The sequence below is a fragment of the Acidaminobacter hydrogenoformans DSM 2784 genome (genome assembly GCF_900103005.1).
Classification (GTDB): Bacteria; Bacillota; Clostridia; order Peptostreptococcales; family Acidaminobacteraceae; genus Acidaminobacter; species Acidaminobacter hydrogenoformans.
The window spans coordinates 102,475-115,275 of sequence record NZ_FMWL01000007.1 but is presented as its reverse complement, the minus strand read 5'-3'; the positions used below and the strand labels follow the sequence as shown (position 1 = coordinate 115,275).

The following is a 12,801-nucleotide window of genomic DNA, read 5'->3' as shown; positions in this document are numbered from 1 at the left end:
TAGTCATATCAATCGTTTGCTTGGTTTATTGGTGTGAGAAAGTTAAATTAGCTACATTTTCCGCAGGTCGCCTCTGGACAAAACCTGGTTATCCCCAGTAACGCCGCGGCTCCGGCCCCAGTTGTGCCAAATAACACCAGTGGTATGGAAGCATTGTACAACTTATCAATAGTGTCATTGCAAATTGTACTGCCGGTAGCAAAGATAACGTCACTGTCTGCAATGTATTCTTCCAATCCTTCAGCGCCATTCTTAATAAGTACCCCATTTTTGGTTTTATCTATGTTTTCAGGATCTAAATCAAGTACAATCAACGAATTACCAATTTTATACAAGGCTTCAGCCAATGCAGGCTGATAGCCTATCATCAAAATACGTAAACCGCTGTAATTATCATTGAAATAAGTCGCAGTTTGCTGAGCACATAATTCCAGCCCTTCGTTCCTGCAGTGAATAGTCTGATCTGCTTTACCTGCGTAACAGACGATGGCATTGAGTGCAGCAATATATATGGCCCGCTGAAAATCGTCTGCTAATGGCAATGCTAACACATCTTCTAAAGTGCACTCAAAGTTCCCTTGCGCGCTAGTAAATGCCTGGCCCTTACATCCCATTACGGTGGCTTCGAGCAACCGTTCTTTTCCTTTTAGAAGTACATAGTCTTGGCGTTTTGTTGATCCTATGGCTTCTTCGGGAGTCAATAAGGATGCCTTTACCTTCACCTCAGTCTGTCTGAGCTGAAATTCGTCAACTAACTTTTCAAACTCTTTTTGCAAACGGTTAAAAAACGGTTGAATATTTTTCTCTTTCATGTTTAAGCTCCTTTTTTATTTGATGTATAACTAACAAATTGTTGTTGAATTTCTATTGAATCAAACGCAAAACAGCAAAGAAATTTGCAAATATTAAACTGAAATTGCAGCTGATATGAACTCCCTTATCTCTTCAGCGGGTAGATTAAAAATATCATGAACAGAACCCAACTGCTTTATTTGGCCTTCTGTTATCACAACAATTCTATCTGCAAGTTCCTTAGCCTCAGCAAAATCATGAGTAACATAGAGTATCGTCAAATTCAAACGTTTTTGTAGTACTTTTAATTCTTTTCGAATGCTTCTGGCAGTAGAAGGGTCTAGGCTTGACAACGGTTCATCCAGAAGCAAAATCTTAGGTTCTATGATGATGGATCTTGCTAATCCAACCCGTTGTTTTTCGCCACCGCTGAGATCCTTCGGATAACGTTTTTTCAAATGGGTTATATTCAAAAGATGCAAGATTGAATCAATTTTTTCTTTTATTTCATCATCCGGATAACCGCCGGCACGCAAACCAAAGGCTATATTATCGAATGTATTGAGATGGGGAAACAAATAAATATCCTGAAGCAGATAACCTACATTACGCCTTTCTGTACGTATGTGGTTCATGTTATTTTGATTGAAATAAACGTCACCCTTGTATTCAGTCAAACCTGCAATCACATTGAGCAGCGTGCTCTTGCCCGCACCGGTAAAACCCAGCACCGCCATGATTTCACCAGCTTCAATATTCAGATTTACATTTTCCAAACAGTATGGTGTAGTAATATTTTCAAGGCTAATATATGACATTTTTACCTCCAGGCACCAGTTGTTCTGCGTTCCAGCCACAGGAAGAAACGCTCAAAAGTTGAACACATTATGGATAACACAACTAAACAGACCATAATAACATCTACCCGGATCAAACTTTCCGCGTTCATCAGCAGGGCTCCAATTCCTGTGGGTATTGCAAACATTTCCGCTGCAATGACCGTCCGCCATACCATTCCCGACTCCAGGCGCAAGCCTGTAAAAATATTTGGAGAAGCCATTGGCAGTATGACATGCCAAAGGGTATACCAAGAAGATGCTCCAAGCGTACGAGCGGCTTTAATATATTCCTCTTTCACCTCTTTTATTCCGGTCAAAGTATTGTAGGAAACCGGAAAGAAAGCACAGATGAAGATAAGGGCAACCGGTAATGCCTCATTGATGCCAATCCACAACATTAACAACGGAAGCCATCCTAAAGTCGGGATAGGAAACAGAATGCTGATCAGCGGTCTTAGACTGCGCTCTGCCGTTTTATTAACACCCATTATGATCCCAACAAACAAGCCGGCCGAGCTCCCAAGAATATAGCCGATAAGGACTCTTCCAAAACTTGCCACTATACCTTTAAGAAACATACCATTACGCAAGAGTGAACCAAATGCTTCTATAACTTTGCTCAATGGCGGAAACAAAGGTGTTTGGGCAGTCTGTCCCGCTATTTCCCATAGGACAAGAAATAATGTAATGGGCAAAAGATGTAATAAGTTATTTTTTAATATATTTTGCTTCATCTCTAGCTGATCACCCTTATCCTCAATCAACTGCCATAATTTCTTTTGCGTCAAAAGATTTCGTTAAATAGCCCATAGCGTACATCTTGTCTATAACGGCTTGCACCTCTTCTATGCTGATCTCCGGTGTCATTATTAAATTATTCATTGAAGCAGCAGCGATTTCTGAGGTTACTTCCAGGTTTGCTTCCGGACTTTGCGTCTCTTCTTTGACCATCATTTGGTTAATATTTAAATTTTGGGCTACTATCTCAGCCGCGGCCTGCGGATTTTCATTCATGAGCTGAATGCTATTTTTATTGATTTCTTTCAATTTTTCTACAGTCTCTGGCTGATTCTTTAACAACTCCTCAGTCACCACAAGTACGCTTCCCTGCATATCTGGCCATATGTCAGTGCTTTTCAGGAGCATTTTCATGCTGGGGAAAGAAGCGGCCAACGTTGCAAAATGTTCGGGAACAAAGATGGCATCGACTTTCCCGCTACGCAGGGCCATAAGCTGTTTAGCCGCATTCATCCGTACCGTATTGGACATAATTTTTTCAGAATCTATATTTTTATTTTCAATTAATAGCTTTTGCAAAAAATCTGTCGAGGTTCCCTCGGGACCATTGGCTATTTTGATTCCTGTCTTTTCAAGATCGCTTAGTTCTTGGATTTTAGCACTATTTACTATCAGCCCATAACCGTTCTTATGGGTACCAGCAATAATTTTTATAGGAACACCCCCATTGGCATAAGTAAAAATCGCAGGGACCAAGCACATATAACTGACATCAAATCCGCCTTTGGTAAAGGCTGCTGCCACTCCTACGCCGCTGGCATATACTTTGACATCATTAATTTTTATTCCAGTCCCAGAAAAAAGATTTTTGCCCTGGGCATAATAGAAAGCGGCTGCGTGGTCAGTATACTCTACCGCAACATCTAGGCTGATATCTTTTTCAGATGTCGCATTTTGTGCAGAAGCACTTTCTTTTGGTGCTGTGCTTTGAGAGCATCCGGTTAAAGCATTCCCGGCTATTAATACGAAAATTGATAAAAATATAGTTTTTTTAAAAACACTATATATTTTTGAACTAAACATAAAAAAAACCTCCTTGTCATCCCATCAGTTTCAACAATACAGGAGAAAAACAATAAAGTATGTTGTTTAAACAACATACTTCTGATAAATTTAATTAAACCATGCTCAATGATTTGGGGAGGAGGTAAGAACCGTTGGAAGATATTATTACAATTTTAACTCAAACGAAACTTTTTCAGGATCTATCATCTTCAACTATAAAACACTCATTAATGCCGCATTCCAATATTAGAAGTTTCAATCCTAAGGAATGTGTCATTGAGCTCTTAAAACCAATAAATAGCATAGGTATCATTTTGGAGGGCAATTTGCACACAATACAAGTCTTCTACGATGGTAGCATCAGCCTTGTTGACAAACTGCTCCCTTCATATATTCTGGGATGTGATCTCATTTGTACTAAAACAAAGAAGGCTCCGTATTCTGTACTCTCAGCAACTGCGTCAAAAGTGATCTTTTTCCCTGCTTCTTTATTCTTAGAGCCCGGGAATATCATCGAATCAGAGCGGAGTAAAATTGTTAGCCACTTACTCACGCATATCTCACAAATTAACATGCGAAATTATTACAGAAACGCTATACTGTCTCAAAATAGCTTGCGCGGCAGGTTGATGACCTATCTTTCAATGCAAGCTCGCAGACAAAACACACCTAGCTTTACCATTCCGTTCACACGTGAAGAAATGGCTTCATTTCTCTGTGTTAACCGCAGTGCCCTTTCGAATGAATTAAGTAAATTAAAACGTGAAGGGCTGTTGGATTATAAGAAAAATCAATTTACCCTTGTTATTCAGGATCCATTTTTTGATGCGATTTTTAACCCTGTATCCGTATGCAAAAAAACCACACATTACGAATCTCCAACAACTTCCAAATACATATAATTCATAAGTATACATAAGACACCGCACACCCACGACTGAAGTCACGGGTGTGCGCGGCTATTTAATCAAGTTATCCTGAATATGTTGAAAAATACATTCTGAACCTCTATGAAAGGAGGACAACAAATGTCATATAACTATAAAAATCAAATCTTCACTTTGATTCTGACTATTGCGGTTATTGCTGGATCCACTTTAACTGCCGGAGCATCCTCCATTGCGGCGAATTTTTGCGACATTGAGAACCACTGGGCAAAGTCCTATGTCGAAATGGTTTCAAAATACAATGCGGTTTCTGGTTATCCGGACGGCACCTTCAAACCCAATGACACTATTAAAAGAATTGAGTTTATTGCAATCATTGTCAATTCACAAGGGATTAATTTACGCAGTCCATTACAAGGTGAGTACTGGGGACAGCCCTTTATTGAAGCGGCTCTTGAAGGCGGTCTCATCCTCCCGAATGAATACGGGAATATGGATGACGCCACCTTTAACATGAACATATCAAGAGAAGAAATGGCCAGTATTGTCGTCAATGCCTACATTAACTCCGGAAGACTGCTGGATCCTATAGTCCTCAATGCAGCAAGCTCGAGATTGAGTGACCTTGGGACAGTATCCCCCCGTTATTACGAGAACGCCACTGCGTCCGTTGCACTGGATTTTATATCCGGTTATCCGGATGGCAGCTTTGCACCTAAACAATATGCCAGCCGGGCACAGGCTGCAGTATTGTCCTATAAACTGCTCGTAAAGCTGGGCATTATCACAGATGACAATCTCCCCCTGAATATTGTGCTTTCAAAAAACAAACTCATACAGGGGGATGTACTAAAGCTATCTGTATATCATGCAGACAGCCCTTCTGAACTATCACTGGTTCAAGACTTGTATTCAGATTTCAAATGGTATCATCATGACAGCGTGATCCAAGGGGTTATCCCAACCAACTACAGTACAGCACCTGGCAAACACAGCCTTGAATTTACTCATTCTGAAACAGGCGTCATTACAACAAAAACTATTGAAATCGTTTCAAGGGATTTCAGAGTACAAAAGCTGACGGTGGATCCCAGCATTGAATCCAGCACAAGAAACGATGAAGCTTACGCCGAATACAGCAAGTATTTCAACCCTTCGCGGGAATCGTCATCAACGACAAAGTATTATTCAGAGCCTTTTGTCCTGCCAACTATAGGCAGACTTTCCACTGAATTTGGTGAGTCGCGTTCTGTCAACGGCGCTCTAACGGCTTACAGACACTCCGGTATTGACATTGCTGCGCCTCGTGGCGCTGAAGTCCTATCAACCAACAGAGGCAGGGTAACCCTGGCAATGCCGCTGATCTTAACCGGCAACACCATTGTCATTGACCACGGTGAAGGGCTGTTCAGCGTTTACTTTCATCTTGATAAATTAAATGTTGCAGAAGGGGACATTGCAGAACGCGGGCAGTTAATTGGAACCGTTGGATCAACGGGCTTCTCCACCGGACCACACCTCCATTTCACAATGTCTTATTATCAGTTTAATATTGAACCGGGCTATGTTCTGTATGATAGAAGCATTACCAAGGATAATTATTTGGGGCTGATGAAGTGATAAGTTTGGGCATAAAAAAAGATCATGACGGTGTCATGGTCTTTTTTCATTAGATAGTTCACTCATCGGATGAGACTATTCCCTGTCATACGCCCTGCGTTTGCGAGCCGCTTACGAAGGTCGCGACTACGGAACGGTCTGGTGGTGGGGACACAATTTTTGGTTTTTCATTGGATAATATTCAAATTCACCAAAATTGATTTTTTTAGTCTTATTTATGAATAATCATTTAGCAATTCCGTCATAGTCTTCTTTAATGGACTTAATTTATTTTCTACAACATCCCAAATTATATTGATGTTAATTCCGAAATATTCATGAATGAGTATGTCCCTCAGCCCCGCAATTTTTCTCCACGGAATATCACAATACTCCACCCTAACTTCAATTGGGATTTTCTTAACCGCTTCACCAATAATTTCTAAATTTCTTACGACAGCATCTAAAACCATATCATTATGGTTTAAATCTTCTTTGCTCATCCCTGATGTGTATCTCTCAATTTTTTCAATCGCGTTTAACGTGTCCTCAAAGTATGCTTTAAGCTCCCTTTGCATATTTCACACTCTCCACGATCGATTTTTTTAACACTTCTTTAATCACGCTTGATATAACTACGTCAACGCGTCTCGCAAAGAGATCCTCAAGATAAAATTTCAAATCCATGTAATTATCAAGTGTTTCCTGGTTATCTTCAAATTCGACCAATATATCAATATCGCTGGTATCAGTCTGCTCGCCACGTACAAATGAACCGAATACCCCGATTTTCTTCACGTGGAATTTCTTGATAGAGCTCATATTAGAGTTCAACGCATTCATTATTTCATCAATAGAATTCATTGTTGACCTCCTCAATTAAGACTTTTACTGCTTTTGCATTCCGCTCCAGGAATTGAATTCTTCAGTGTTTCTCTACATGGATATTATATCACCTAATTCATTCTCTTACAAAACGTCTAAGTGTCAATACTGCTGATTAGCAGCTAACTGTCATCCTCATTACCTCTGAGTTTTAAGTTCACAACAACGCCACCATCACATCCTCGCGCCTTTTTTCATAAAATACCAACTGCCACGCCACCTCGTCTACAGGTTCAAAGCGTAACGCAGAGCAGGCTGTGCGTGACTTACTCTGGGAACTGCTGCCTAAACAAATGGCAGCAGGACCATCTGCGCCGCCAATAATCCCTATAGACGCGCTATTGTCTGCCAGTGGCTCGTTGAGGCCTCCGCGCTTCTGCCTGGGTCGGTCGGAACGGTCGCAATCAGCAACTGAGAAGGCACTCTCAGTTAAAGCAGGCGTGAGTGAGTAAGTCATAATGTTAAAATGCGTTGGAAATTCATGATTTTGGCAGCCAAAATGCTCACGTTCAACAGTCTGTCTTTCATAGGCCTCGACCGTAAGTGTATGCAGTACACCGGTGCTCGGGTGTGTGAACACAAGGCGTTCACCAGGTTCTGATACATTGAAAAGCGGCCCCATTATTGTAGCAGGCTCCTGGGAGAGTTTTGCGCCAAGCGCCTTGATCAAGGGCTTACGTTTCGTCATCCAGGGAAAAGCATAGCGCCAGATAGCCCAGCCACAAGCAGGATCTAAACCGTAATGCTGAATCACACTTTTTGCCACAAGATCGCTATCCTCCGGAAAGCAGGGATTCCACGACACGCCACTGCCATGGGCCATTGACACGACTGTGCCGTTCAGCACAATTTTTGGGTTCACATGAATGCTCAGCGGGTTTTCTGCGTCAATTTGCATCCGCTGAACCTCTGAAAAGTCAGCGCCATCATTCTCAACAGAGAGCTGATACTTGTCCACAAAGGAACGGATTCGCTCAGCCGGAACCTGCGCACAAAAGTCAATGACTATGCCCTTACTGCAGCTGTACATTGCCGGGATCTGCCAAACTTCTTCGCCCCAGACAAACTGTTTATTCAGGGCAATTTCCTTGCCGGCTCTTTCGCGGCCATGATGCCCCCAAAAGTTGCCTTCAAAGTAGACTTTCCATTCGGGGAGCTTTGGCTCTGCCGGAACCCACTCATAGTAATTCTCCGAATATTTGATGCGTCTGTAATCAAAATTTGCTTGCAGGGCTTTTATATAGGCATACGGTTCGTCCATAGGGTCGAGCCGCAGATCATCCCTGATGACATCCAGAAACGCCAGCTGCTCAGCGGTGAAAGGATTGTCCTGCAAAAAGGCATCAAACTGTGTCTGATCCATGTAACTGGCCTGATCCAATACCGCTGTATCGCCACATGCCAATAAGAGCCGCAGGAAGTCCTTAAAATTTTTCGCCACCGGATGCACATAGTTTCCCGGAGTACTCATAGGGTTGACGGCAAACACCATGTTGCCGAAACCGCGCACGAGGCAGTAGTGGATCCCATCGGCACCCGCCCAGCCAATCACTTTTGCGCCTTTGGGCGTACAGAAGTAGTGACTTTCGCCATCACCTCGGGCCAAGCCAACTTTAGAGCCGTCAATATTCAGTTTCTGATATCTTTCAAAAAAGGTTGCCATCATGACCTCGCAGTGTGTGAAATGTATTGATAGAACAGCGCTCTATTTTCGCTGTAAACATGTAATTTTATTCTGTCTTGCTTCTCAACCAGCCCCGAATTTTCCAACAGACGAACGGTTGTATAGTCTTTTCCGGTTGATAGTTCTTCAGCTTTAACCCCTTCAGGAACGCGCACATTACCTTTGTAAAAGAAATGGATCACATTCTCTTTGATATAGAAGTCCTTATTAATTCTAAGCAGGAACAGCGACACCACCATAAAGATCAGAACAAAGGACGAAATCAGCGGTCCAATAAACCTTGGATCGACATTTTCTCGAACTGCCACAGCAGCGTCTTTGTATAGCAAAGTGAATAACAAAGCAAAAACATAATACGCATAGGTTTTTAAGCGGATTAGATTTGGTTTAATGTTGCGGACGGTCACATCCTTCATACTCGCCTCTCGCAGGAATAGCTTTTTCTTATATTCGACGAAAATTACCAGAAAGATCATGGGGAGCGTGTAGGCATAGTCTGTCAGCATTTCTCGACCTCCAATTCTATTTTTTTGAATACGAAAATAAAAAAACGTTCAAAACATAAGACAATGTCACTCGTAATTACTACATTCCCTTCTTTTGTTCAATATAACGTTTGAAACCCACATTTTGTTACACGGCTTCAAAAACTATCACGAATTTTTTCAATACAACATCCCCGAATATGAAATCACCACCCACACCAAACAACACTTGCCCTCTCCCTGCCACTGATGGTATACTTCTTAGGAATCGAACAAAGACAGTTCATTGGCACCATCCTGTCTATAAACAAAACTAGGGCATAGCTTTATATTGTTTTTTTGGAAACGATATTTAAGGAGGCATAGTTTATGCTTCCTTTTTTTGCGTTTAGCCCGGGAAATGCGTGCTGCAGTCATTTTTGTTCTCCAAACTTAATATTATCGAAAGGATGAAGTACGCCGTGTATTATTTAAAATCAGAACACAGCTTTGATTCGGCCCATTTCCTGGCGAATTACGAAGGCAAATGCCGCCATATCCACGGGCACCGCTGGCGCGTGATCGTTGAAATCATGAGCCCTACCCTGAACACAGATGAGGCGTTAGATGGCATGATCGTCGATTTTTCAAAGCTCAAGAAGGACATCAAAGCAGAGGTCGATTTTTTTGACCACGCGCTCATTATTGAAAAGGGTTCTTTAAAACCCTCAACGTTAACCGCTTTGATCGACGAGGCTTTTCATGTTGTTGAAGTCGATTTCCGCCCTACCGCCGAAAGGTTTTCGAAATATTTTTATGACAGGATGACGCTCAAGGGCTATCAGGTCAAATCCGCTACAGTCTATGAAACACCTGCGAATGCCGCTTCCTATGAGGAGGACCCTCATGGCACAGTATAAAGTGGTTGAACGCTTTGTGAGCATCAACGGCGAAGGCCCTTCAGCCGGTCAGCTGGCTGTCTTTATCAGGTTTAAAGGCTGTAATCTCGCCTGTTCCTACTGTGACACCGCATGGGCAAACACAGAAAATGCTGCCTTTACCAGCATGTCAGAAGACGACATTTACCGTTACATTAAAGAAACTGCGATCAAGAATGTGACGCTGACAGGCGGTGAACCGCTGCTGCAGCCTGCCATAATCGATTTGCTGAAGCTGCTGGCCACGGATGAAGCGCTCCACGTTGAAATTGAAACAAACGGGAGCATAGACATAACGCCTTACACACTAATGTACAACCCACCCGTCTTCACCATGGACTACAAGCTTCCAGGGAGCTTAATGGAATCCAGCATGCTGGTCTCAAATTTTGAACGTTTAACCCAAAAGGATACGTTGAAATTTGTCATTGGCAGTCTGGAGGATTTTAATGTTGCAAGGGACATCATTCACAGGCATGCACTCGTTGGAAAATGCAATGTGTACCTCAGCGCGGTCTTCGGGCAAATAAGGCTGGAAGAAATCGTTGAACTCATGAAGGACCATCACATGAACGGCGTAAACCTCCAGCTTCAAATGCATAAAATCATATGGGATCCCAATGAGAAAGGTGTTTAATCAACAGCGATACGCTGAAATGAAAAAGGATGGTAAAAAAATGAAAGCACTTGTACTCCTGAGCGGCGGCGTGGACAGCACCACTTGCCTGGGTCTGGCGGTGGATCGACATGGCAGTGAAAATGTTACAGCACTGTCCATAGCCTATGGGCAGAAGCATCTGAAGGAAATAGAGGCAGCACAAAAAATAACCGAGTACTATAAGGTTGAATGGACGCACCTGGATCTAAAAAAAATATTCGAATACAGTGACTCTACACTCATGGCGCATTCGAAAAATGAAATTCCCAAAGAATCCTATGCAAAACAGCTCGAGCAGCTCGACGGGAAACCGGTTTCCACTTATGTGCCTTTTCGCAATGGTCTCTTTCTGTCCTGCGCAGCGAGCATTGCCTTGTCAAAGGGCTGCAGCCTGATCTATTACGGCCCGCACCGTGATGACGCGGCCGGAAATGCCTACCCGGACTGCAGTGATGCTTTCAACGAAGCCATGAATCAGGCAATTTTTATAGGCAGCGGAGAACAGCTCAAAGTCGAAGCACCTTTTATTGCGATGACCAAGGCACAAGTGGTTAAGACAGGACTTGACTTAAACGTTCCTTACGCGCTGACATGGAGCTGTTACGAAGGGACAGACAAGCCATGCGGACAGTGCGGCACATGCCTGGACAGAATCGCGGCCTTTGAGAAAAATGGCGTCCGCGATCCCCTTATGGACTAAAACTCTTATATTATGGCCGGGCATTCCCGAAGCTTCAGCTTCTTGAGACGGCTCACCAACAGAACCTACTGAAAGGACACGGTATCATGACAAACCGAAGCACTGAAGAACTGAACGGCATCACCCATTTAGGCAGCCAAGGGACAAAATATGACATGGACTACAATCCGTCTGTGCTGGAGACATTTATCAACAAGCACCCGGAAAACGATTATTTTGTGAAGTTCAATTGTCCAGAATTCACAAGTCTCTGCCCCATCACAGGCCAGCCGGATTTTGCCACCATTACAATCTCCTATGTCCCTGATTTAAACATGGTGGAAAGCAAGTCACTGAAGCTATACTTGTTCAGCTTTCGTAACCATGGCGACTTTCACGAGGACTGCATCAACAAGATTATGAAGGATTTGATCGCCCTGATGGATCCCAAATACATAGAGGTTTGGGGAAAATTCACCCCAAGGGGCGGCATTTCCATTGATCCTTACTGCAATTATGGTAAACCGAACACCAAATGGCAGGACGTCGCTTTCAACCGCATGGCGAATCACGACTTGTATCCGGAAAAGGTCGACAACAGATAAAATGCAGTTTTAACCATAGCATGCTTTTCTTTTTTCTATTTGACTGGTAAAGTATCTACAAAGGAAGGTGCTATTATGATCAAAGCTGTAATCTTCGACCTCGATGGAACCCTGATTGACACGAACGATTTAATCATAGATACGTTTTATCATGCGGTCCACCAATGTCTTGGCCGTATGCCCACGGAGGAGGAGCTCCACCACGTCTACGGCAAGGTCCTCGACGAGCAGATGGGCTATTTCTCACAGGAGCGGCGCCAGGAGCTCGTGGAAGCTTACAAGAACTATTACAGAACCCACATGGATGAAAAAACCCATCTCTTTGAGGGCGTAATAGAGCTCCTCGACGCGCTGGCAGCGAGAGGCATTTTAATGGCAACTGTAACCAACAAGGGCGCCAGGGGCGTTCGCCACGCTTTTGAAAAATTTGACCTCGGAAAATATTTTACTGCCTCCGTCTCCGCGGATGACGTCGTCAGCGGCAAGCCTGATCCGGAAGGGATCCTCATGAGCCTGGACCATTTGGGCGTCGCCCCGGAGGAAGCCCTCTTCGTTGGGGACAGCTTCAACGATATTGCCGCAGCAAAAGGTGCCGGCGTCAGGTCTGTGCTGGTGGACTGGACCTTGTTTCACGAAAACCACTACGCCGCTTTTGGCGCGGACGCCGTGATCAAGCACCCCATGGATTTGGTGGCGCTGGTTGAGTGATGTGAGAGGGTGGGAGTGAAGAGACCATCGGCATGCCCTTGACTTTTAAAAGTCAAAGGTTTTTGCCGATGGTCTTTTTTACGTACCGCTGAGCATTTTGATTACCATTCACTCATTTTACCTATATTTTTTGTATCTTTTTTTGCATTTTGCATATTTATAGCCGCATAAGAGATTTGTGAAATTTGAACCAGCAGAATTTTGGAAATCACATCATTGTCACTGTCTACACCACGTGGTAAACTCATGTTGAACTCACA

At 43.3% G+C, this 12,801-nt stretch carries 16 protein-coding genes; 7 read left to right on the top strand and 9 right to left on the bottom strand.

The annotated features are described in order from the left end of the window. Window positions 1–47: 47 nt before the first annotated feature. The 4 genes from BLP63_RS08780 to BLP63_RS08765 form a co-directional block, all read right to left on the bottom strand. Window positions 48–812, bottom strand: coding sequence for a Rossmann-like domain-containing protein (locus BLP63_RS08780; RefSeq protein WP_092590630.1), 765 nt, complete (start codon window positions 810–812; stop codon window positions 48–50). A gap of 93 nt (window positions 813–905) precedes the next feature. Continuing rightward, window positions 906–1,610, bottom strand: coding sequence for an ABC transporter ATP-binding protein (locus tag BLP63_RS08775; protein ID WP_092590628.1), 705 nt, complete (start codon window positions 1,608–1,610; stop codon window positions 906–908). Between the two features lie 2 nt (window positions 1,611–1,612). Beyond that, window positions 1,613–2,365, bottom strand: a complete 753-nt coding sequence (locus tag BLP63_RS08770) for an ABC transporter permease (protein ID WP_092590719.1) — start codon at window positions 2,363–2,365, stop codon at window positions 1,613–1,615. Between the two features lie 22 nt (window positions 2,366–2,387). Further along, window positions 2,388–3,452 carry an ABC transporter substrate-binding protein gene (locus BLP63_RS08765; RefSeq protein WP_092590626.1) on the bottom strand — a complete coding sequence of 355 codons (1,065 nt, stop codon included), beginning with the start codon at window positions 3,450–3,452 and terminating at the stop codon, window positions 2,388–2,390. 134 nt (window positions 3,453–3,586) lie between these two features. Between BLP63_RS08765 and BLP63_RS08760 the strand changes: the two genes are divergently transcribed. Then, the gene (locus BLP63_RS08760; protein WP_092590624.1) at window positions 3,587–4,336 is read left to right on the top strand and encodes a Crp/Fnr family transcriptional regulator; all 750 of its coding nucleotides are present in this window, start codon (window positions 3,587–3,589) and stop codon (window positions 4,334–4,336) included. 126 nt (window positions 4,337–4,462) lie between these two features. After that, entirely contained in the window at window positions 4,463–5,941 is a 1,479-nt protein-coding gene (locus BLP63_RS17190; protein ID WP_170829376.1) for a peptidoglycan DD-metalloendopeptidase family protein, read from the top strand. A 215-nt stretch (window positions 5,942–6,156) separates the two neighbouring features. Here the strand turns inward: BLP63_RS17190 and BLP63_RS08750 are convergent, their stop codons facing one another. The 4 genes from BLP63_RS08750 to BLP63_RS08735 all read right to left on the bottom strand — a co-directional run bounded on the left by BLP63_RS08750 (window position 6,157) and on the right by BLP63_RS08735 (window position 8,995). Further along, window positions 6,157–6,498 (bottom strand): HepT-like ribonuclease domain-containing protein, encoded by a 342-nt coding sequence (locus tag BLP63_RS08750; protein WP_092590620.1) that lies wholly within the window; start codon window positions 6,496–6,498, stop codon window positions 6,157–6,159. Then, window positions 6,482–6,784 (bottom strand): nucleotidyltransferase family protein, encoded by a 303-nt coding sequence (locus BLP63_RS08745; RefSeq protein ID WP_092590618.1) that lies wholly within the window; start codon window positions 6,782–6,784, stop codon window positions 6,482–6,484. Before BLP63_RS08745 ends, BLP63_RS08750 begins: the two co-directional genes overlap by 17 nt. 178 nt (window positions 6,785–6,962) lie before the next feature. Then, window positions 6,963–8,468, bottom strand: a complete 1,506-nt coding sequence (locus BLP63_RS08740) for a hypothetical protein (RefSeq protein WP_092590616.1) — start codon at window positions 8,466–8,468, stop codon at window positions 6,963–6,965. Continuing rightward, entirely contained in the window at window positions 8,468–8,995 is a 528-nt protein-coding gene (locus BLP63_RS08735; RefSeq protein WP_092590614.1) for a hypothetical protein, read from the bottom strand. Before BLP63_RS08735 ends, BLP63_RS08740 begins: the two co-directional genes overlap by 1 nt. A gap of 440 nt (window positions 8,996–9,435) precedes the next feature. Between BLP63_RS08735 and BLP63_RS08730 the strand changes: the two genes are divergently transcribed. The 5 genes from BLP63_RS08730 (at window position 9,436) to BLP63_RS08710 (ending at window position 12,541) form a co-directional block, all read left to right on the top strand. After that, complete coding sequence (locus BLP63_RS08730) at window positions 9,436–9,873, top strand: 6-pyruvoyl trahydropterin synthase family protein (RefSeq protein WP_092590612.1); 438 nt, start codon at window positions 9,436–9,438, stop codon at window positions 9,871–9,873. Next, entirely contained in the window at window positions 9,860–10,528 is a 669-nt protein-coding gene (gene queE / locus BLP63_RS08725; protein WP_092590610.1) for a putative 7-carboxy-7-deazaguanine synthase QueE, read from the top strand. Before BLP63_RS08730 ends, queE begins: the two co-directional genes overlap by 14 nt. 40 nt (window positions 10,529–10,568) lie before the next feature. Further along, complete coding sequence (gene queC / locus BLP63_RS08720) at window positions 10,569–11,249, top strand: 7-cyano-7-deazaguanine synthase QueC (RefSeq protein WP_092590717.1); 681 nt, start codon at window positions 10,569–10,571, stop codon at window positions 11,247–11,249. 86 nt (window positions 11,250–11,335) lie between these two features. Next, the gene (queF, locus tag BLP63_RS08715) at window positions 11,336–11,833 is read left to right on the top strand and encodes a preQ(1) synthase (protein ID WP_092590608.1); all 498 of its coding nucleotides are present in this window, start codon (window positions 11,336–11,338) and stop codon (window positions 11,831–11,833) included. A 75-nt stretch (window positions 11,834–11,908) separates the two neighbouring features. Continuing rightward, entirely contained in the window at window positions 11,909–12,541 is a 633-nt protein-coding gene (locus tag BLP63_RS08710; protein WP_092590606.1) for an HAD family hydrolase, read from the top strand. A 101-nt stretch (window positions 12,542–12,642) separates the two neighbouring features. Here BLP63_RS08710 and BLP63_RS16850 read toward each other — a convergent pair whose 3' ends face one another. Then, window positions 12,643–12,789 (bottom strand): hypothetical protein, encoded by a 147-nt coding sequence (locus tag BLP63_RS16850; protein WP_170829375.1) that lies wholly within the window; start codon window positions 12,787–12,789, stop codon window positions 12,643–12,645. Window positions 12,790–12,801: the final 12 nt, after the last annotated feature.